Origin of the sequence: Pseudoalteromonas sp. MMG005 (assembly GCF_018101015.1) — a bacterium.
Lineage (GTDB): Bacteria > Pseudomonadota > Gammaproteobacteria > Enterobacterales > Alteromonadaceae > Pseudoalteromonas > Pseudoalteromonas aurantia.
Genome location: NZ_JAGJEK010000002.1, coordinates 129,515 through 149,228, shown reverse-complemented (window position 1 = coordinate 149,228; position 19,714 = coordinate 129,515). Strand labels below are relative to the sequence as shown.

Sequence of the window (19,714 nt, the reverse complement as noted above, 5' to 3'; positions counted from 1 at the left end):
AAGTTAAAGCTTTGCGCTTAATCGCTTGTTTACCATACTACGAAATGTGGTACATTTTTACTACCACGTTCAGAATTTATTAACACCCAAGAAATATTATAGACGATGTTCAAACACTTGCGTGAAGTAAGTTGATAAATAAAGCTAGGAGTTAATTATTAAACTATTCATATCTGCTGTGAAAGCACTGCTATCTGTTGTGCTATTAGCCATAATCTTTGGGCTAATACTGCCACATCAATATCAAGTTACTCAAAGCAGAACAATCCAAACTCAAAACACTTCAGATGTTAACTTGTTGTTAGACCTTAAAAATTGGCCTGAAATCATGGCTTGGCATACCTACTCGGGGTTAACGTCTCCTAAAATATCTACTCCTAGTACAGGTATAGGCGCACATATAAAACTTGAACATACCATTGGCTATTTAGAAATAACCATTGTAGAGCAAACCACAAACCGAATGGCGTTTTCTGTGCTCATTAATGACGAGCACACAGGATACGGAGAACTCACCATTACGCCTACAGGATCTAGTACAAAAATTGAATGGTACTTGAACGGAACCATTCATTCGAGCATACTCGGAGGGTATATGGCACTTTACTGTGAATTCTTTTTAAAACAAATGATTATCTCAGCTACAAACAACCTAAACTCACAGTTAAAATTACAGGCAGACCCATGACCGTAAAAAATGCACAAGTTAAATCCAGTCTGGCATTATTAATCGAAGAAAAACTTGGGATCACCATGATTAAAAAGCCTTTTAGGGGCAATCATAGTGGCTCTGATGATAGTTATAGTGCTAAAGGAAAAACGCAAATTGATTACGTTGTGCAAAGTAATCAAAGTCCGCTGAAACGCGCGTTAAAGCGTCAACAGCTGAGTAAAATTCAAAGACAGTTAAATATCGAAACCATTATGGGTCAAGCATTAGCACTGTGCCCCGATGTCACAAGCCGAGGTCGGCCCGACCCTGACTGGTTAGAACACTTTATCGGATTAGCTGAGGACATTGCGAACCAAGCCATGCAAAAACTGTGGGCCAAAATTCTCGTTGGTGAAACTGTCTCGCCTGGTACTTTTTCAATAAAAAGCTTGCAAACATTGAAACTGATGACGCAAAGAGAAGCCACTGCGCTACAAAAGTGTGCGCCACTTTGCGGCTATTTAGAAAAAGAAGACAGCTACTTAATTTTGATTGGCTATTACAAAAAACCATCATTTTTTGACTTGCTGAAAAACGGTAATAAGGAGTCGATTAATTTAAGTAAAGCGGGGTTAAGCTTTCCTAATATTCTGACTTTAATGGATATTGGTTTACTTTATAGAAAAGAAATAGAATCATCAAACCTAAAGCCCGAAACCCCATTTACGCTGTCTTTTCAAGGAAAAAAACTCATATTAACCCCCAAAAGCAACGAACTTGTACTCAGCTATTACAAGTTAACACAAACTGGTGATGAACTTAAAAAACTGATCACCATGCCCATCAATAAGCAATATAAAAACCAGCTAGAGCACATATTCAGTGAAGAGTTTGAGTATCAATGGACATAAAAAAACCCTGAACACTCAGGGTTTTTTACAAAACCTTAAAGATAAGATTGCTTAGAAATGCAGCTGAATACCAGCGAATGGCCCTGATGATTCAATATCTGTACTAATGTCATCAACATCATCAAGTTCAAGTTTCATTGAACGATATCCCGCACGTACAGCGACATCTACCGCTAAATTATCAATAAACTCCCACGCAATACCCACTTGATAATCTCTGATCTTACTATCGTCAATGGCAAGCATGCTTCCTTCAGCAAATAAGCTCAGCCCAGTCATTGGTAGTCCAACTTCTGCCCGCGCGTAGCCCAAAGGGACCACACCAGAGAAGTCTTTACTTTCAGTCACTGACTGTCCGTCGGCTGTACCGGTCAATTTAATTGAGCCATCAAACTGCTTAAAGTTAACACCAAAGTCAAATGACACTAAGTCATTATCAAACAATTCATAATACAAAGTGTAATCGATATGGTTTAAGTCAGTTATGGTATTAGCCTGAGTACCAACGGTATAGTTCTTGCCATTAAACTCAAAAGTTTCTGTAAGCGTTGCCGAGCCATTCAGCTCAAGCTCTGTGTACCTGAGCTTTATATTAGGGACCAGTGGAACCGGATGTTCCAACGCAGCATAAAAACTTGTAAAAGTTTCATCTTCAAAATCAAATGTTTGTGCATTACCTTTTTCCTGATAACTGCCCGAGCTATCGGCCTGCCAACCTTCAGCTCCTAAATATAAACCAAGCAGTGTATCAGCATGTGCTACAGGTGCTAAGCTTGCCATAGACAAAGCAGAGACTAAACAGTACTTTTTCATTTTTGATCCTTGCGCTAAGAGTTCACTAAGTTCAATACCAGCTATTTCAGCCATGAATTGAAGCGTGCCATAATTATTCCAAACTTACGCTAACTATACAGAAAAAATATGAAGATATGAGAGAATTAAGAGTATTTTTTGTAGTTTATTGTAATGTGCTAAGCCTTATCATCCCTCCTTTAGATTAATACATAACCACCGAGTTATTTAACGATAGATTCTAACCCGCACTGACTTAAAACTCGCAGTCTAAGTCATTAAGCTAAAGCACTAAGTATAGATAGGTATAGTAAAGCAGCTTTGTAAAACACCCGACTATTTTATAACGCGTACTAAAAAGGCTTTATACAAGCCTTTTTATACACCACAGTGATGAATAGCCGTTATTAATAATATCCTTATTTGGACGCTAGAGTGAGGTCATATTCAAGTGTAACTCACCACAAGTAATACCTCATCCCGAATAGGGATTACTGTAATGCGTCCCGTAGTCAATTGAAGATAAACTCGACTGCTCGTCTAAATAATGAGCAGCACGCAACAAAGTAACGTCGCAACACGAGTTTATCCCTGAGCCAATAGCTCACTTAATTCTATGAGTGCAGCATTCGCTCGCGAAATATAGTTTGCCATCACCAATGAATGATTCGCCACAAAGCCGAAGCCACTGCCATTTAAGATCATCGGGCTCCACACGGTTTCTTGAGTCGCTTCTAATTCACGAATGATCTGCTGTAAACTCACTCGAGCATTTTTCTTTTCCAATACATCTGCAAAATCGTGTTCAACGGCTTTTAAAAAATGTAACAACGCCCAACTCGCGCCACGCGATTCGTAAAATACATCATCAATTTTCCACCAAGACGTTTTAACTTGGGTACTACTCGGTGCATAGGTTGCTTGATGAGCTGCGCTGTCCCCAGCTAAGTCTGTATTTACTCTATCTTGGCCAACACTGGCACTCAATCGCTGACTTAAGCTCCCTAAACGCTTTTCAGCCTCTTTTAACCACCCTCGTAAATTATCGGCTCTGGCATAAAACTGACTGTCTCTGTTATTCGGATCAGCAATCTGATCGCGATACGCCACTAAATGCTCAATACCCACTCGGTATTCGCCTTCAGCGCTCGGCCAAGCCCACGCTGTAGAACTAATATTGAACTGAGGTTGTGCTTTTTTAAGTGCCAAATGCTCTGTAGATTGTGACTGAGAACGACTAAAGTCTTTGCGCATAGACAAGGCCAAATCACGTACCATTTCCAGTGCGCCGTACTCCCATGCTGGCATATTATCCATAAACACACTTGGCGGCAGCACATCATTCGACAAATACCCACCGGGTTTGTCTAACAACGTCGTGCTCACTTCAACCAATGTATTTGCCGTCACATAGCCAACCACTCGCTGCTGTGTTCCTTGCTGTGATTGCTGCTCAGCTGCTGCGATAACATCAAACAACGCTGGCTCAGAGCTCCAATAAATAGCAAGTATATAGCCACCTAGCAACAAGGTGACGAAGCCTGCTATTACTTTATTTAAATGTTGTTGCATGATCACTCCTCATGATGATGGTGTGCGTTTTTAACTTTCTTAAATGAGTCTTTTAAAGAAACAACGTGTATTTGTGTAAAGGCTTGTTCGCCATTTGCAAAGTGTAATGTTAATTTGCGTTTTTCACCTGTCGTTAACGCTGATTTTGGCTCAAAAGCCATTAAATGATAACCTCCAGGTTGAAATTTCACTTGCGTTTTTGCTTTGATAACAAGTTTGTCCACTTGCTGCATTTTCATCATACCATTGTGGTGCACATGCTCATGGATCTCTACGCGACCAAGGCCTGAAATGGTTGCCTTAACCAAAGTCAGTTTGGTATCTTTCTTATTCTCTAAAGTAAAGTAGGCTGCAGTTGATTTTGCAGCAGGAAGAAAAGCCCGTATTTTTGCATCATCAATCGATACATACGTCTCACTGTGATGATGCTTTTGTGCACCAGCAGATGCATGCTCATGATTTTGATTAGAAAAGGCGAACGTTGTAAAAAATAAACTCGAACTCAACATAATATACTTAGCAATCATATGCTTTCCTTAAATAAAACAGCCACAGTTCAAATCATACCATGAAGTCAGCTATTTCGTGCTAATTAGCCTATGATAGCGTGTAAAATCATGTCGACACCCCCTCGCTCAGTAACCAACCGACCCCCACCAGCATCAACAGCGGGATCGCAATAACCACAGAGTTAAATAATAAAGCCAGTATACCTCCAACAAGTAACACTAAACCAAGGCCAACCACACCAATACTTGCCAGCGCGAACAAAGCGATAACCGCGACAATACCAACAAGCAATCCCGCTAACTCCATACCAACCCAGCTCAGTTCACCCATAAAATTCGAGATACCCAGCCATGCAAGTGGCGCGTTTAGCCATGAAATCGTTGAATAAAGAAAAAGTGCAATCAGAATTAAGAAAACAGTTTTCATGGCGCCCTCCTTAATGGCTCTTTGTTGGCAGTGTATAATAAGCAACACCGTAGGCAATCAGGGTTAATACCGGAAACTTTAAGAATAAAAACAAGACGACAACCCGGGTCAGCCAACGCGGCATATTAAACCGCTCTGCAAGCCCAGCACACACACCGCCCAACTTCTTATTTTTTATATGACGAAAACACTGCTGTTTAAAATTCGATTTAGATTGTGTATACATAATAACTCCAAAATAACTGATGTTGTTGCTTTATTGCTATGTACTGACTTGCAAAAAAACGGGCTTTAGTTAAGCGCTAACCTGAGATGTACGTGCCGCTATTTGCTGTTTCAATAACGCCAATTCACTGCTCAGCTTTTCCTCTTTATCTAACGCATCGAATTGTGCTTGTGTACTCTGTTGACCAACATCATAGCTTTCTACTTCAGATTCAATCCGCTCAACTTTTCGTTCTAAATGCTCAAACCTAGCCAATACATTGTCAACATTATCTGATGCGAGCGCTTGTCTCACTCGTACTTGTGCTGATACCACGCGCTCACGTCGCAACAACTGTTGTTCGGTATGACTTAACGCATTAATTTTAGTTATTAAGCGGTCTGCATCAGCATTTAACTGTTCAAGCGCTTGAGCTAGCTTTAATAGCTGAGGCTGTAGTTCATCAATCTGTCCAATCAATGTATATTTATGATTTAGCGCTGCTTTTGCTAAATCATCCCGTGCTTTAGTTAATGCGTGCTCGGCTTTTTGCTGCCAATCATCAGCTTGCTTTTGTTTTGTTTCAATTTGCCGTGTGAGTGCCTTTTGTTCACAAATAATGGTCGCTGCCATAGATCGACACTCAGCCAAGGCATCTCGTAACTCGGTTTTAATGTGAGATGTCATTTTCTGTGGATCTTCAGCTTTATCTAAAAACGCAGACACTTCTGATTTAATAATATCTTCAATTCGATTAATTAAGGCCATGGTCGGCTCCTTTGCATTGGCGTAAATAAAATACTGACATAATGTATAAACAATACATTCCAATCTTTATGCCAAAGATAAAAAGAAACTAAAAATCAGCTAGTTAACATGAAAGAAATAAAATTATGAGAAAAGATAATTGATAATTTTGACTAAAAAGTGGTGTTTTAAACTAAAAAACCACACAATTTAATTGCATGGCTGTATTAAATAAATGTAGCCTAGTAATTACTCAGGCACGCATTCCAACGCTTTTTCCATCACGCGGATATCCGCCCCTTGTTTATGGCCATTTTCAGACAAATGACGCCTAAACGCGCGGCCTCCAGGCTGACTTTGAAAAATACCCAGCATATGACGCGCAATGTGCCAAAAATTAGCCCCTTGCGTCATTTGGGCTTCAAAATAATCATACATGCTGCGTACAACATCGTGCCGACTTAGTGTAAAAGCGGGTTCGCCATATAAAAGTGCATCAACTTGGCTCAGCATATACGGGTTGCTATACGCTTCTCGGCCAATCATCACACCGTCAAGGTGCACTAAGTGTTTTTGACAGTCTTCCAATGTTTTAACGCCACCATTTATACTAATATGTAACTCTGGAAAATCTTGTTTCAGCTGATATACACGTGGATAATCAAGCGGTGGCACCTCTCGATTTTCTTTGGGGCTCAACCCTTTCAACCATGCTTTACGTGCATGAATAACAAAATCATCACACCCAGCTTGTTTCGATGCATCAATAAGCGCAGTTAAAAATGCATAAGAATCTTGCTCATCAATACCAATACGAGTTTTAACCGTTACCGGTATATCTACCTCTGCTTTCATAGCAGCCACACATTCTGCAACCAGCTGAGGTTCAGCCATTAAACACGCGCCAAAGCGACCGTTTTGAACTCGGTCTGATGGACAGCCCACATTTAGATTAATTTCATTGTAACCGTATTCACCTGCACGCTTGGCGCATTCTGCCAGCGCTTTAGGGTCAGACCCACCAAGCTGAAGCGCCACTGGCATTTCATGCGCACCAAATGCCAAGTAATCGCCCTTGCCAAACAAAATCGCACCCGTTGTGATCATTTCAGTATATAGTACTGCATGTTTACTTAATTTTCGGTGGAAAGTGCGGCAATGTTTGTCAGTCCAATCCAACATAGGTGCCACGGAAAAGCGCCTAAACGCTGCATCGCTTGTGTTTAAAGGGTTTGCACTTGTTTTATCTACATTTAACATGACTACTGAATTGCTCCGAACGTACTTGAATAACTACGAATTTCGATATACAGTCACCCCAGTGTCACCCTCTTCGGGTTGGACAAAAAATATTTTTACGGGACTATAAAATGGCTTCTTTCACCATCGAAAAGCGTAAAACCGCATCAGGCGAACCCCGCTATAAGTGCATTGTTCGCGAAAAATCTAAGGGCAAGATTATACACAATGAAAGTAAAACTTTCAGAAAAAATCAATTGGCAGAAAGTTGGGGGAAAAAGCGCGTTGGTGAACTAGAGTCGGCAAGGGTGACTGAAATTAAAAATACGGTCACTCTGGGAACCCTCTTAAATATGTATTTCGAAAATCATGATTTATGGAATCGCACAGGACGTACAAAGCAGTATGTCATTAAAATGCTGATTGATTGCGACATTGCAAAAGTAACATCGAACGAATTAAAAGTAAGTGATTTAATCGAGCACTGCACAAACCGTCGTGACGCTGGTGCTGGCCCAGCAACAATTTATCATGATGTTGCTTATTTACGCTCAGTCATGAAAGAAGCTTATCCAGTGTGGAACATCGACGCGAATTATAAAATTTTCGAAGACGCAGTACCGGTGCTGATAAAAATGGGATTAGTTGGCAAAAGTAAAAAGCGCACACGTAGACCAACTGAAAACGAGCTGGACAGGCTGCGTAATGGACTTGAAGGCAGAATGGAAAACCGCAACTCAGGCATGGCACAAATACCTTATCTAGATATTTTAGACTTCTCAATATTAACGTGTATGCGCGTTGGCGAAGTGTGCAAAATCACGTGGGCTGATTTAAACAAAGAACATAAAACTGTTGTAGTGCGCGACAGAAAAGACCCTCGTAAAAAAGAAGGTAATCACATGATTGTACCATTGCTTGCGGGTTCATTTGATATTGCTAACAGGCAACCGAATGTAGATGATCGCATATTTCCATTTAACCCGCGCAGCGTTACTGCTGGCTTTCAGCGTGTTAGAAATGACTTAGGTATTGAAGACTTGCGTTATCATGATTTACGCAGAGAAGGCGCTAGCCGACTGTTTGAGAAGGGCTATAGCATTGAAGAAGTCGCACAAGTAACGGGCCATAGAAACCTAAATGTACTATGGCAAGTTTACACGCAACTGTTCCCGCATAAGCTGCATGATAAGTTTTCTTAACGCACTGCCATGTGGTACCACATAGACAAAGCTAACTATGGTCGACTTCCAAAAGCGCTGATAAAATAGCCTGCCTTTCACCCTTAGGTAAATTTGAATAATTTTTTACCCATCGCTCTGCCTTTCTTTTTATTCTTTGTCTATCTGTGAAATTCTTCCCAGCGAATGTGTGGTAGTGCTGTTCTTTTGGTTCAAAGTTACACCATATTGTCTCTGTTCTTACACCACCTCTTGTCATTGCTTGAAAACTAGTTGACCACCACCCCGAAAGCATGTCGTCATACAATTTACTTCGATACCCAGATAAGATAACAAAGCATGGTAAGCTTTTTAATATGTCTAAAAGCTCAACATGTTGCTCATATGAAAGCTCATGCTCATATCTTGCATTACTTGTTCTTGTTGATGGGAGGTAGGGGGGATCAGCATAAACCACGGTTCTACTTTGCGTGCTAAAATCAAATGACGTTAGGAATTTAAACGCACACTCATTATATAGCTCTGCAGCATAGTCAATGCTATCTATACACTTTTTGTTTAAGTCGACACCGATACACCTTGATGATGGTGCTTTTCTGCGCATTACTGCACCGGTGCCAAGAAATGGCTCTATGTATGTGTCGTGTGGTGGAAGCAAATTAATTATGGCTTGATAAACACCACTACCATTTTTAGCACCTAGATAATTATCCATATACAACCCTACTTTTCATTGCCAGGTATCATAGACATAAATGACTATGTTGGCCAGAAATTTAATGGCCAACATAGATACTTTTAACTATGCTCGAGCATAGATATTTTTAACTATGCTGAAGCAAACGAAAAAGCATCCTTAAACCTATGTCATGGGGTGGCAGGGGTCGAGAGTTCGAATCTCTCCATACCGACCATCTTTTCTTTAACTCAATCAACAAGTTACATCAAAATAAAATCATTTCTAAAAATATAGCGTCACAACAACGCCACAACAACGTCCTAATATACAGTAAAAAAGCAACTATAAAGCTGCTTTGATTGTTTTCACTATTTCATCATCTATCTTGTTATCTGAGCGCTTTGCTAAATATTCAGCACTTGCAACGCAAAGACGTGTAATGATGTATTTACCGAGTATTGCTATCACTTAATTCGCTCCTTAATTTCTCTAACAGTCTCTTTAAGCCACTTAATATCCGTTTTATTTGTCGTGACAGCGCCATACAAGAATATAGCGTTAGTAATAATCGTCAGTACTGTATCTTGACTAATATCCACCTGCTCACCTCTTATTTATCGTTGCAATGCTGGCGGGTGACACTTCACCGTCAATCAGCGGTATGTATTTCGGTTTAAGTCGGTAGTTATCAAATATCTCATCGAGTAACACATGATTGTTGTCATTCAGCTTTCCCATCGCTTCATACCAACGCATATTAATCACTTCATGCCTGTCGTTAAGCTTTGATGCTTTTAACACAAAACCTGACCACTCGCGTTTGATTTCAAAATTACCGTTGTATGCCATCATGATTTTTGCCAAAGCGTCACCCACGGGCTTTGTGATTGCTTTTGACTTGTTATCAATGTATTTATACGCATAAGCGAGCGCTGCAACAGTTAAAAACAGACTCACATTTTTACTGATAAAGTTACCCATATAACCCCCACTCGACACCCTCTTTAATTAGCTGTATGTCGTATGGCTGCGACCCATTTTCCATATGTATCATTGCAGCAACAACTGGCGCGTAATCGTTTGGCGCAAGCTGTTTAGATTGCTCAATCCCTGTTTTTTGTGATACGAACTGTATGTAATTTTCAGTGTCGTTTTCACTCGGCGGAGCCCATCTTGCAATGATTGTATTAATCGACTTAATACCGTACTTATTTGAGTAAGTACGCAAGATACGCCCCGCAGCCCTCAGCCCGTGTTTTGCAGTTTCAAAGATGACAAAGCGACCATCATCACCGACTGCGCCTTGCCAATTTTCACCACGCTCGATATTGAGCGGGTTATTGTTACGCAAGCCCTTTGCTTTTTGCTTTGTTGTCATGAAAATAGCCCCCAGTGCTACGACAGCAATTAGTGCTGCTTGCAACTTCACTATGCACGCTCTTCGAAAATTTCAGCGTTACCGAGTATCAAAAACACATCATCACTGCTCGATATTGATTCAAAATAACCAAAACTTTGACCAAAGTTCGCGTGATTCAACTTGTTTTGTGCATCATGGTCCAGCGCGCTTTCAACCATAAAAACTCGATGCGTACCAGCGCTAAGCGAAAGAGTGACATCATTAACTTTTGGTATCTCGTTCGAAAAGCGACCCGCCGCCCCGAACACGCTTATTCTCGACATATCTTGCGCATCTTCTAATTCAATATCATCATTAGTAACAAGCAAGCGCGGCGCGATTGTTATATTGAGCCAGCCAGTTTCTGCAGTTTCATGCGACAATGTGTCATGTCTTGCGATACATTTGATTGTGAACTGTTTATTGTGAAGTTGGGGTGGTATTTTAATATCAAAATAATCAACGTTATTTGCTTCAAGCTCTGCGCGTGTAATCGTGTGCTGCGTAACATATTTCATTGCTTGTGCACTCTCAGTTTTATACAACACACGCTCAGTCTCATTTGAAACAAAATACATCACATCACCGTATGCAGTTGTTTCTATATTACTGTTCGCTGGGTAATAGCGCGCATTCTCGACAACACCAGAGTTCACTCGCATATTTTCACCGCCGATATACATACCCACATCACTCTTAATCGAAGCACGCAGTCGTGGCGGGTCATAGTCTAAAAGCTTATTTACGCCATACGTCAGCGGTCTGATTCTTGATAAAGCAGTTCGCGCTCGGTCTGGTTGCGCTGTAAAATCATAAGCAAATTTTGATACCCAGACTTGCACTTGCATATCAGTTTTTGACAAAAGTACGATTTTTGCATAGCTGACAGTCAAGTTAATACCTTGATTCAATTCTGTATTCATCACAACAGAGCCTGCTGCATCGTAAAACTTGGCATACAGACCGACTTGCGCACGAATGACAGCAAATGACGAGCCTTGCTCGTTAATTTCCCACACTTCACCGCGATTTACTGATTGATTTAATATCATTAATTACTCCTCGTTACCGCAATCGCAGCTATACCTAAGCCAACCATACCCAAGACGATATACATCATTGTTTTATTGGTACTGATAGCGAGCTGCTGACCATCACTTCTACTTGCATTGTTTGCGAATTGCATAGCTTGTCTATGCGCTAATATTGTTTGCTCACCAGCGTCACTATATGCATCTTGAGCGGCAGTCATAGCTTGCGCACTAAGTGACTGCGCTAAATCACTTGAATTATCAATTGATATTGCTGCAAGATTAGACATACGTGCATTTGAGTTGTCTGACGCATCAATTGAATATGTCGCAATGTCGGTTATGCGTCCGTTTGCGTCACTTATCGCATCAACTGACGTATTAAGCGCATCTGAGGAGAAACCAAGCATTGCATTTGCTAAGTCGCTATTTTCAGCAATTGCAGCTTGTGCCAGCCCCGACTGCGCATCAATGCTATCACCCGCAAGACTTGCCATACCGTCCATTGCATCGCGACCAAATCCCCCGAATTCCGACATTGCATCACGACTAAAACCAATGCTATCACCTGCAAGCCCCGCCATACCGTCCATAGCATCGCGACCAAACCCCCCGAATTCCGACATTGCATCACGGCCAAAGTCTAAGCTATCTCGATTAACATCAGACGCATAATCAAACGCCCCCGTTGTCATATCGAGCGCCATATCTTGCGCCCCCGTTACAGCATCGGTTGCAAATCCAAAACCCGCAATCTGACTATCTGCGAGATTCCCGCCAATGGACTCGAGCGCACTAACTAAACCGAAATCAGTTTGACTTATGTTGTACGTATTGCCATCACCGTTCGTGATATATCCATTGTTATCACCGTGAATACCAAAATTTGTACTTGTGTTGTTAGTCGTCTGATTACTTGTACTACGCGACTTAGAGCTAAATAAACCCATTCAACCCCCTTATTTTTTCAACAAAAATAAAGCAGCAACAACAACGACACCCACAATTAACAGTGTATTGTTGCTATCACTGCCAAAACTCACGCCTTGGGCATTAAAACCAATGCTTTGCTTTTGGTCACCAGTCGCCGCAGATGAAGAGCCATTTATAGGCCCAAGCCCACCAAGCCCCGCTATGGGGTTTGGCATTGCTGGCATTGCAGGGCCAGCACCCAGCAATGCACCAATCATCCCGCAGTTACCTTATTCGCGCGAAACTTGCGATACATATCGCGCCCAACCTCAGCAACAATGGCACCCATTGCCGCAATTGCGACACCATAAGCAAATGCTTTTAAATTCTTTCCACTCATTTCATCACCTTTAGTACAACACCCAATACAAGTAAGCCACCAAAGCCCATTAATACGGTCTTTTGTGGTACACCAAAAATCATCGTTTCATTGCTTGCAGCGGAAGGGGTTGTTTTCGGTGCATCAACAACAACCGCAGCGCCATTATCTAATTCAACCGTGTTTTTCTTATCTGCTTGCTGTGCACCCGCCGAATTACGAATTGCTTTAACTTTCTCAACTTGCCCCCACGCTGCCAGAGCATCCCCAAGAAAACCCCCAACTGACGACTGCCACCCATGCGTTTGCTGGGTCGGTGGACCTTCTGCATATCCTGACATACAACCCCCTTAGAATGACGTTGAAGCATAATCAGCGAAATAATGCACGATAACCTCAGCCGAACCTGCTGATTCACAATCAATACGTAAGCGCATATCAAATATATTTTCAGTAATTCTAAGTGCGCTAAACACATCACCCGACATCGCTAAATCAATTGCGTGCACCCCATCAATAGGCGTGCGCCCTCGCTGCTTCAAAATATGATTATGTAAGTCTTTCGGTATGTGCTCGCGCCACTTCACGTTATCCACTAAAAACTCAGAGCTTTTAACCCCTTCCTTTTTAATTTCAATCATTGAAATAAACGCCCCTAGCGGCTTTGGTATGTCAGACACCTCATTGATACCCTGACTAAACGAATAGCGAAACGAACGACGCTTATAAAGCCAACCCGGCGCCGACCCAATATCCTTTTCTGTGAACACAGAAATATCTAGCGCCTCACTTTCATCAGCTGGGTTTTTTGCATTTCTGTCGATATCGAACTTAATTTGCACCGTAGATAAACCCGTTGTGCCTAGCGCAAAAAATCTCTGAACTGATAAATCAGAGTTAATTGGGCTTTTTACTTCGGGTCGCGCAAAGTGCCATGTGATTAGACCCGTCACCTGGTCTCGTTCAAAATAGCTATTTTCATCAACAATATTTTGCAGAGATTCGTACTCACACAGCATGTCACCATTTAAGTCGAGTCGAATATTCTGCAAATCGGCTGGCGTGCAACCTGCAATTTTAAAATGTAGTTTTTCGTAAGTTGAATTAACTGGCAAAGCGATTGAAGCAGTACCACCTTTAATGACACCAGTCACTTTATTTAATTTTGAAATATCAAACATGATGCAGCCCCTTACTTAATGATGATGCGTTTAACTGAACGTAAAGCGCGTACATTGCTAAGTACCGCGAGAATTGCAAGCGTGGTTGCAACTGATGTGATTACTGTTTTATTCATGCGATTAAATTACCTTTGCGTTAAAAATCGCTAAGTAATTAATCAGACGTTTCGCTATTGAGTAAAATGGTTTTCGCTCCCCCTATAGCGAAAAGAGCGAAATTTTCGCTCTTTTTTCGGTTTTTAAGCTGCTCTAAATTGCTCAAATGTGAGATTTTCAGTTTTTCCAGATTTCAAATGTATTACTTTTGGTTCGATATTCCCGATACCCCCTTTGCTTTTGACAAGATAATATAGCCGTTCATCTTCGTACTTGCTGTTTAACTGACTTATCAAATACACATCATCAATATCTGCATCTAATTCGATTGATATTCGCTTCGCATCTGCTTGTGACTCTTGAGCACCGAGCACTTTACGCGGCGAATTATTCCAAATTGTTTTTGGCACTTCTTGCGAACGCTGAAAAACAGTGTGCAGTACCAATCCAAATTTCCTACCACCCGTAGCCAGCTCGCCGATAATTGAATCATCCTTTCCCGCAGTCTCAACAAGCTTTGCCAGCTCTTCGATAACCACATTCAACTCTCTATTACCGTCCGCCGCTTCCCAAATAAGATGACCGAACCAATAAAGTTCCGCTTGCTTTGCTGCTTTCAGCTTTGCACCTTGCAGTGATTTGGGAAAATCAGGCGAATATGCAACAACGAACTTTTTACCAGAGCGCCAAGCTTCAACAAACGCAGTGGCAAAGCCCTTTCGGTTTGTGTAGTGGTAAACAGCACGACCACCCAGCCCGTTAAAATGCGACTTTTTACGACCATCGAAACGATAATCACCGTACAAATCAAAAATAGCGACCTGTTCACCAACTAGCTTAAGCAAATTAACAGCAGCTGTTTTTCCGCCCCCAGTTCCCGCCAAATAGCACGTATGACGTGCTTTAAGCTCATTATCTTTATTAATTGCCATGCGCTACAACCTCTGTGGTATTTGTGCTATTTTCGCTTTTGCCTTGCTCCTCTTTCTCATGCGCTTTAATTTGCTTATAAACAGAAATTGCAGCAGTACCAAGCACCAACCCTAGCTCTATCTCTTCTTTCCATTTCACAAGCCACGGCGGCATTCCACCCTTGCAGTACTTCGCGACCACAGGGGCCGCTTTTTCAGCGATTAGCTCGCGAGTATCATTATCAATAGTGACAGGCGCTTCAATCATTGATTCAACAAAATCAGCAGCAGACGAGACGCCATAACACGCTAGTGCGCTCACGTCTTCGCTTGTCATTTCTTCCGATTCTGTAACATCATCCGCGACACTCACTTCGCTCGATTTTGTAAAGCTATCAAGATGACTGTAATCGTGCCCCAGTTGCGATTGCGATGACTCCGACAACTGCGAGTCCGAGCCACCCCCATACTCCAGATTTTCCATGCTCTGCGCTATTGCTGTCTTCTGTAACTCCGCTGGTAATTCGCTGTTCGCTGTCATCTAATTTCGCTCCTATTTCGCTATTGATTTGCTCTGTTTTTGGCGCCCATTCATCATGAGCGGGATTGTGATTTAAAACTTCTTGCCGTTCGCTCTGTATAGCTTGTGATTGCTGCGTTTCTGTAGAAATTACTTTTTCTAATTTCGCTTGTTGGGCCGCTCCACTTCGCTGGTCATTGCCGCAATTTGGGCAAGCAATATAAAGCAACTTCTGTCCATTCGCTCTGCGTCGTATATTTGCAAACACACCGCACGCATTACACTCAATAACACCCAAATTTTCTTTGGTCGATTTAGCCATTCGTCACCCTCTTTCTACCGCAATTAAATCAACCTCTGCTTTGAGTTCAAGTTGATTAATCTTGCCCGCCATTTCATACATCAGCAAAACAGTTTCATCCAACGCCTCTTCAGCAAGCCGCGTCTTTTTTGCTGCATTTAGCTTTGACGTTGCTTTTGCATCATCTATTTTCTTTCTTATTTCATCTATACGATTAAACATCGAACCCCCTAGCATTAGTAAACCCCCGTCAGCGCATTAACAACCACAACAACAATAGACACACCTACACACCACCAAGCCCCGTCAATCAACCCTCTACTTTCACCCATAAATCACCCCGTCAATAAAATGCAGTGCTTTGACTCAAACCACTACTTGTAAATTTAAATTCTTTAATCTGCTTTAACTCTTCGTCAACCTCATGATAAACAGCCCCATTTCGAACTGCCCCAGCTATCTCAGGGGGTATGAATAAGAGCGGGTCAAACTCACCCGCCGCGTGAATCTGTCGATTATCAGTACGCTGCGTACAGTTATTTCCAGTGCTCCAAGGAGAAGGACTGCCGTCCTTCCTAAGGGCCCAACGCGTGTTACGCGTTATAAAGACATAACTACAAGTGCTTATACCTACAGTCCTGCGCTTTTCTTCGCCGTAATCGTTCGCACCATCACTCTCTACCGCCACCTTTGCTGTACGGCTTTCACGCTTAGCAAACGCACCGCCTATCAGCTCCATAAATTCCGCAAAACGCGAGTTATCAGCAGCATCGAATATGCCCTTCGCCAATTCTGTAAGCTTCTCAACAGATTCAGGCTTAATGCGTCTGAATTCACGCCACAAACCAACGGGAGCACCGCCAAAAAACTGGAATTGACGAATACGCCAGCGACTTGCCCACGCACCTACGTTCAGCGCTAAACCATCCTCTTGCGTGAACGCTTCACCCGTCTCAAGGTCAATTTCGCCCTCAATGTGATTTACATTGATATTCTTTGAAATGTACTTTGCGATATAACCAACTGCCGACCCCTTGCTAGGGTCGATGTATTCAGCATCAAAGCGATTCTTCTGCGCGCCGTCTTCAAACGGGTCATCTTCAAGCGCGTAAGTTTTCAATATGCTTGTAATGGCTTTTTCATTGCGTTTATTCATAAAAACAAGCATGTGCCAATGCGGGGTTGCATCGGCGTGTGGCTCAGTCACTCGCATTCCGAACATCGGCATATCATCTCTTGCGATTGCTGAGCGAGCTTTAGCCCACTGGTTGACAAGATATGCTTGCGTTTCGCGTGGTGAAGCATTGTTATATTTCTTTGATACTGCGTGATATTTAGACGGTGCTGTGATTGTATAAAACATGGCTATCAAGCCGTTTTGCTCGGCCCATTCTTCGTAACCACGCAAACGAACCATCAACTCTATACGCCTAATTTCTGGATTTGCCACAGAACCCTTAAACACTTCTTCAAGAGAAATTAAATCACCGTTTTCGCTTTCAAGCTGCATTGATTTGACCCATTCAGACTGTGAGCGCTTTGCGTGTTTGAACTCACGAACCGCGTCTTTACTGGCGTAAGGAGATACCCTTTTGTTGACAAGGCCCATCGTTATATTTAGATGCTCAAGCGTCATATCACGTAAGCGTGTTAGCTTGCGCATCCACCACTTTTCGCACGTCATACGCCTAACGCCATACTCCAGCTTATTCGCTAATTTATCTGTATCGCATGGCACCCAAGCACCGTACCTACGTTCAGATTTAGCTGCATTGAATGTGGTGCCGTACGGCGGGGTTACACCTTGCGACAAGGCAAAATCATGGACCTTGATATAGCAAGCAAATACAAGCTGTTCAGCGTCTTCAAGTGTTGTTGATTCATCAAAATCAACTATGCATATTTGCTGAGAGATCAGCGCTAATTGCTCGGCTTTTTCTTTTCTGTGCTTTTTGCTGTTTAACTCACGGATAGTGAGCGGTGAACGGTCAGTGATTTGCTTTACACGCTCGATTGTTTCACGCAAATAAATGTTTGCTGAACGCTCTGGATTCTTAGATTTTTTACTATGAAAGCGTTTAGCAAATTCTTTTGCTGCAATGCGGCGCAAGCGATTGGTCGGGATTAGTTTTAGTTGCTCGCGGGTTCGCTCTGCTATGCCATCAAAACCAAAATTACCATAGCAGAATGGCGCCTGAGCTGTAATCTCTATCGGCTCAAGGCGCTTTGATGCTGCAACGTCAAAATCTACAGGCTCGTTATTGCCCGACTCAGACTCAAACAAGTATGGATGGGTTTCAACTGTAATGGGCTTGGGGTTTTTCGTATCAGCGATTTCCCAAGCGATGGGTAAACTACGCATCGATAAAATCACACTTTGAAAGCAATTCACTCAGCTCATAAAACTCTGACAGACAACCCAAGTCACCGAGTAAGTTAATATCATCAACCATTGTTTTATATCTATCGCATTTCTTATATTGAGCTCTTTTTCCCGCCATATCTTTGAGCACTTTTTTGTACATGCACACGCGGTATTCGATGATTTCGCTGATTGATATTCCAGAGTTGAGTATCATAATAGCGTCCCCCAAAACCTTTCTATTCTTGTGCTAAGTACGCACGAATACTCAGTCATTACTTGGCGCTGCCTACGCAGCAAATACTCATCACCTTTGCATAGCTCGTCACTAGCGCTGGACTCTAAGAACGCATTTAGCTTTTCTAGCTTCAAATCCAACTCTTTCTTTTCTTCTATTACACGACTAATAAAACCACTCATTCGACCAACTCCGCTTCACATTTGAACTTGTATTCGCGAGAAAATACTGTTGACATTTGCACTTCGCTTGACTCAACACACTGTTCATACATGTGCACCACTGTGAACGTCATTGCGATTTCCATGAAGGTAATCACAAAAAGCGAAAGCGCACAGGTAAATAAAAAATCTCTCATAGTGTTACCCTCGCTCTGTTCATTGCTGCCATTGCCAGTGCTTTTTTAACCAGTGAATTATCAGTAACCGCTGCTTTTGCTTGTTCTCGCATTTGACGCTCCTCAGCCTCTTTTGCTCTTACTTGCTGCTTAACAAATTGCTGTAATTGCTTTGCTTTTGCATGCTGCAAAGCGCGGTGGTCTGGGTTTAAAATTGGGTATTGCTCTTCGATTGTTTTAGTCATAAATCACCCATTCACCTGTTGCCATTCGTTACGACCTTCCTTGTACCTTTTTTCTAGGTACTCCGCCAAATCGGCTATATTTACAAGCATTGGTGAGCGCTCAGAATCCAGCGCTTTAAATGTGGGCACAGGGAACTCACCAGCGTTTGCTTTTTGCTGCGCTGTGCGTGGTGATATACCAAAAAACTCTTCGCTAATATCCTTTAACTGTATTACTGGAGACTCAAAACGAGCTAATAATGCAAACGACATGTTCATATGCTTTCCTTGGTTCAATAACTGCTCCCGCATCGTCTCTAGATATGCTAATCTTGATGATATTAGGAACTTAAACACCCAAAATGAACACATTTAAAACCAAATTAAATTAAAGTGCGTTCAATTGGACTCAGTGCAGCAATTATTAGATCGGATTATGATTATGTCAAGTGATTTTGCCTCTCGATTGCGAGAAATTCGTATTTATTTTGATATGTCTCAGAGAAAGTTTGCGGATATGGTGGGAATTCCAGCAGCTTCATATAGAAAATATGAAGAAGGCAGAGAGCCGCCTTTGTCAGTCGCAAATAAAATTGCAAACAATGATAAATGCTCTCAATTTGGTTACTGGCTGCTTACTGGTGAACTGCCATCACACGGCAGCCAAGGAACTCCAAGTGAGCCCATAGAGCATCATAAGCTACTATCTCAAGATGAAGTTAAATCAATGTTCATTGATAAATCTGCTGACACTGTAGCGCTATTTCTTGATATGGATTGGTTTATAGCAAACCCTGAAAAATCTGTTGATTTACGTGACTGTGGTAGGTTGCTGCTAAAAGAGCTTTCTCCATTTTTAACGCAGCAAGAAGAGGCAGAAAATATAGTTAAAATCAAGTAAGCGTCAGC

32 protein-coding genes are annotated in these 19,714 nt (G+C 42.0%); 4 read left to right on the top strand and 28 right to left on the bottom strand.

Features of this window, described 5'->3' with window-relative positions:
- Nucleotides 1-178: 178 nt before the first annotated feature.
- The gene (locus J8M01_RS02730; RefSeq protein WP_211056928.1) at nucleotides 179-688 is read left to right on the top strand and encodes a hypothetical protein; all 510 of its coding nucleotides are present in this window, start codon (nucleotides 179-181) and stop codon (nucleotides 686-688) included.
- A complete protein-coding gene (locus J8M01_RS02725; RefSeq protein WP_211056927.1) occupies nucleotides 685-1,563 on the top strand; it encodes a TIGR03899 family protein in 879 nt (292 codons plus the stop codon). The genes J8M01_RS02730 and J8M01_RS02725 overlap by 4 nt, the downstream gene beginning before the upstream one ends.
- 51 nt (nucleotides 1,564-1,614) lie before the next feature.
- Here the strand turns inward: J8M01_RS02725 and J8M01_RS02720 are convergent, their stop codons facing one another.
- The 7 genes from J8M01_RS02720 to dusA form a co-directional block, all read right to left on the bottom strand.
- Nucleotides 1,615-2,376, bottom strand: coding sequence for a TIGR04219 family outer membrane beta-barrel protein (locus tag J8M01_RS02720; protein WP_211057019.1), 762 nt, complete (start codon nucleotides 2,374-2,376; stop codon nucleotides 1,615-1,617).
- Between the two features lie 564 nt (nucleotides 2,377-2,940).
- A complete protein-coding gene (locus J8M01_RS02715) occupies nucleotides 2,941-3,927 on the bottom strand; it encodes a DUF2333 family protein (protein ID WP_211056926.1) in 987 nt (328 codons plus the stop codon).
- A 2-nt stretch (nucleotides 3,928-3,929) separates the two neighbouring features.
- Nucleotides 3,930-4,454 (bottom strand): copper chaperone PCu(A)C, encoded by a 525-nt coding sequence (locus J8M01_RS02710; protein WP_211056925.1) that lies wholly within the window; start codon nucleotides 4,452-4,454, stop codon nucleotides 3,930-3,932.
- An 88-nt stretch (nucleotides 4,455-4,542) separates the two neighbouring features.
- The gene (locus J8M01_RS02705; RefSeq protein WP_210995434.1) at nucleotides 4,543-4,863 is read right to left on the bottom strand and encodes a hypothetical protein; all 321 of its coding nucleotides are present in this window, start codon (nucleotides 4,861-4,863) and stop codon (nucleotides 4,543-4,545) included.
- A gap of 10 nt (nucleotides 4,864-4,873) precedes the next feature.
- On the bottom strand, nucleotides 4,874-5,089 hold the full coding sequence (locus J8M01_RS02700; protein ID WP_210995433.1) for a PspC domain-containing protein: 216 nt from the start codon (nucleotides 5,087-5,089) through the stop codon (nucleotides 4,874-4,876).
- A 69-nt stretch (nucleotides 5,090-5,158) separates the two neighbouring features.
- A complete protein-coding gene (locus J8M01_RS02695) occupies nucleotides 5,159-5,836 on the bottom strand; it encodes a PspA/IM30 family protein (protein ID WP_211056924.1) in 678 nt (225 codons plus the stop codon).
- A 228-nt stretch (nucleotides 5,837-6,064) separates the two neighbouring features.
- A complete protein-coding gene (gene dusA / locus J8M01_RS02690; protein WP_211056923.1) occupies nucleotides 6,065-7,075 on the bottom strand; it encodes a tRNA dihydrouridine(20/20a) synthase DusA in 1,011 nt (336 codons plus the stop codon).
- A 110-nt stretch (nucleotides 7,076-7,185) separates the two neighbouring features.
- Here dusA and J8M01_RS02685 point away from each other — a divergent pair, with 110 nt between their 5' ends.
- Nucleotides 7,186-8,256 carry a site-specific integrase gene (locus J8M01_RS02685; RefSeq protein ID WP_211056922.1) on the top strand — a complete coding sequence of 357 codons (1,071 nt, stop codon included), beginning with the start codon at nucleotides 7,186-7,188 and terminating at the stop codon, nucleotides 8,254-8,256.
- 31 nt (nucleotides 8,257-8,287) lie between these two features.
- On the opposite strand, the gene J8M01_RS02680 is transcribed toward J8M01_RS02685, so the two are convergent.
- From J8M01_RS02680 to J8M01_RS02595, 21 genes are all read right to left on the bottom strand, one after another.
- Nucleotides 8,288-8,950 (bottom strand): DNA adenine methylase, encoded by a 663-nt coding sequence (locus J8M01_RS02680; RefSeq protein WP_211056921.1) that lies wholly within the window; start codon nucleotides 8,948-8,950, stop codon nucleotides 8,288-8,290.
- A gap of 306 nt (nucleotides 8,951-9,256) precedes the next feature.
- Nucleotides 9,257-9,382, bottom strand: coding sequence for a hypothetical protein (locus J8M01_RS24145; RefSeq protein ID WP_282100500.1), 126 nt, complete (start codon nucleotides 9,380-9,382; stop codon nucleotides 9,257-9,259).
- Nucleotides 9,379-9,513 carry a hypothetical protein gene (locus J8M01_RS24140; RefSeq protein WP_282100499.1) on the bottom strand — a complete coding sequence of 45 codons (135 nt, stop codon included), beginning with the start codon at nucleotides 9,511-9,513 and terminating at the stop codon, nucleotides 9,379-9,381. Before J8M01_RS24140 ends, J8M01_RS24145 begins: the two co-directional genes overlap by 4 nt.
- A 4-nt stretch (nucleotides 9,514-9,517) precedes the next feature.
- A complete protein-coding gene (locus tag J8M01_RS02675; protein WP_211056920.1) occupies nucleotides 9,518-9,895 on the bottom strand; it encodes a hypothetical protein in 378 nt (125 codons plus the stop codon).
- Nucleotides 9,888-10,343 carry a virion protein gene (locus J8M01_RS02670; protein ID WP_211056919.1) on the bottom strand — a complete coding sequence of 152 codons (456 nt, stop codon included), beginning with the start codon at nucleotides 10,341-10,343 and terminating at the stop codon, nucleotides 9,888-9,890. Before J8M01_RS02670 ends, J8M01_RS02675 begins: the two co-directional genes overlap by 8 nt.
- Nucleotides 10,343-11,365, bottom strand: coding sequence for a hypothetical protein (locus J8M01_RS02665; RefSeq protein ID WP_211056918.1), 1,023 nt, complete (start codon nucleotides 11,363-11,365; stop codon nucleotides 10,343-10,345). The genes J8M01_RS02670 and J8M01_RS02665 overlap by 1 nt, the downstream gene beginning before the upstream one ends.
- Nucleotides 11,365-12,294 carry a hypothetical protein gene (locus J8M01_RS02660; protein WP_211056917.1) on the bottom strand — a complete coding sequence of 310 codons (930 nt, stop codon included), beginning with the start codon at nucleotides 12,292-12,294 and terminating at the stop codon, nucleotides 11,365-11,367. The genes J8M01_RS02665 and J8M01_RS02660 overlap by 1 nt, the downstream gene beginning before the upstream one ends.
- A 9-nt stretch (nucleotides 12,295-12,303) precedes the next feature.
- Nucleotides 12,304-12,534 carry a hypothetical protein gene (locus J8M01_RS02655; protein ID WP_247670957.1) on the bottom strand — a complete coding sequence of 77 codons (231 nt, stop codon included), beginning with the start codon at nucleotides 12,532-12,534 and terminating at the stop codon, nucleotides 12,304-12,306.
- A complete protein-coding gene (locus J8M01_RS24135) occupies nucleotides 12,531-12,656 on the bottom strand; it encodes a hypothetical protein (protein WP_263973689.1) in 126 nt (41 codons plus the stop codon). The genes J8M01_RS02655 and J8M01_RS24135 overlap by 4 nt, the downstream gene beginning before the upstream one ends.
- Nucleotides 12,653-12,976, bottom strand: a complete 324-nt coding sequence (locus tag J8M01_RS02650; protein ID WP_211056916.1) for a hypothetical protein — start codon at nucleotides 12,974-12,976, stop codon at nucleotides 12,653-12,655. Before J8M01_RS02650 ends, J8M01_RS24135 begins: the two co-directional genes overlap by 4 nt.
- A gap of 9 nt (nucleotides 12,977-12,985) precedes the next feature.
- The gene (locus J8M01_RS02645) at nucleotides 12,986-13,816 is read right to left on the bottom strand and encodes a major capsid protein P2 (RefSeq protein WP_211056915.1); all 831 of its coding nucleotides are present in this window, start codon (nucleotides 13,814-13,816) and stop codon (nucleotides 12,986-12,988) included.
- 239 nt (nucleotides 13,817-14,055) lie between these two features.
- The gene (locus J8M01_RS02640) at nucleotides 14,056-14,844 is read right to left on the bottom strand and encodes a hypothetical protein (protein ID WP_211056914.1); all 789 of its coding nucleotides are present in this window, start codon (nucleotides 14,842-14,844) and stop codon (nucleotides 14,056-14,058) included.
- Nucleotides 14,834-15,307 carry a hypothetical protein gene (locus tag J8M01_RS02635; protein ID WP_211056913.1) on the bottom strand — a complete coding sequence of 158 codons (474 nt, stop codon included), beginning with the start codon at nucleotides 15,305-15,307 and terminating at the stop codon, nucleotides 14,834-14,836. Before J8M01_RS02635 ends, J8M01_RS02640 begins: the two co-directional genes overlap by 11 nt.
- Nucleotides 15,219-15,665 carry a hypothetical protein gene (locus J8M01_RS02630; RefSeq protein ID WP_211056912.1) on the bottom strand — a complete coding sequence of 149 codons (447 nt, stop codon included), beginning with the start codon at nucleotides 15,663-15,665 and terminating at the stop codon, nucleotides 15,219-15,221. The genes J8M01_RS02635 and J8M01_RS02630 overlap by 89 nt, the downstream gene beginning before the upstream one ends.
- A gap of 3 nt (nucleotides 15,666-15,668) precedes the next feature.
- Nucleotides 15,669-15,866: a hypothetical protein gene (locus J8M01_RS02625; RefSeq protein WP_211056911.1), complete on the bottom strand. Its 198-nt coding sequence runs from the start codon at nucleotides 15,864-15,866 to the stop codon at nucleotides 15,669-15,671.
- A 121-nt stretch (nucleotides 15,867-15,987) separates the two neighbouring features.
- Nucleotides 15,988-18,006 carry a replication endonuclease gene (locus tag J8M01_RS02620; protein WP_211056910.1) on the bottom strand — a complete coding sequence of 673 codons (2,019 nt, stop codon included), beginning with the start codon at nucleotides 18,004-18,006 and terminating at the stop codon, nucleotides 15,988-15,990.
- Nucleotides 17,999-18,223 carry a hypothetical protein gene (locus J8M01_RS02615; protein ID WP_211056909.1) on the bottom strand — a complete coding sequence of 75 codons (225 nt, stop codon included), beginning with the start codon at nucleotides 18,221-18,223 and terminating at the stop codon, nucleotides 17,999-18,001. Before J8M01_RS02615 ends, J8M01_RS02620 begins: the two co-directional genes overlap by 8 nt.
- Nucleotides 18,220-18,426, bottom strand: a complete 207-nt coding sequence (locus tag J8M01_RS02610) for a hypothetical protein (protein WP_211056908.1) — start codon at nucleotides 18,424-18,426, stop codon at nucleotides 18,220-18,222. Before J8M01_RS02610 ends, J8M01_RS02615 begins: the two co-directional genes overlap by 4 nt.
- The gene (locus tag J8M01_RS02605) at nucleotides 18,423-18,602 is read right to left on the bottom strand and encodes a hypothetical protein (RefSeq protein WP_211056907.1); all 180 of its coding nucleotides are present in this window, start codon (nucleotides 18,600-18,602) and stop codon (nucleotides 18,423-18,425) included. Before J8M01_RS02605 ends, J8M01_RS02610 begins: the two co-directional genes overlap by 4 nt.
- On the bottom strand, nucleotides 18,599-18,826 hold the full coding sequence (locus J8M01_RS02600; protein ID WP_211056906.1) for a hypothetical protein: 228 nt from the start codon (nucleotides 18,824-18,826) through the stop codon (nucleotides 18,599-18,601). The genes J8M01_RS02605 and J8M01_RS02600 overlap by 4 nt, the downstream gene beginning before the upstream one ends.
- Nucleotides 18,827-18,829: 3 nt before the next feature.
- A complete protein-coding gene (locus tag J8M01_RS02595; protein WP_211056905.1) occupies nucleotides 18,830-19,084 on the bottom strand; it encodes a pyocin activator PrtN family protein in 255 nt (84 codons plus the stop codon).
- A 157-nt stretch (nucleotides 19,085-19,241) separates the two neighbouring features.
- Between J8M01_RS02595 and J8M01_RS02590 the strand changes: the two genes are divergently transcribed.
- Complete coding sequence (locus tag J8M01_RS02590; RefSeq protein WP_211056904.1) at nucleotides 19,242-19,706, top strand: helix-turn-helix transcriptional regulator; 465 nt, start codon at nucleotides 19,242-19,244, stop codon at nucleotides 19,704-19,706.
- Nucleotides 19,707-19,714 lie beyond the last annotated feature (8 nt).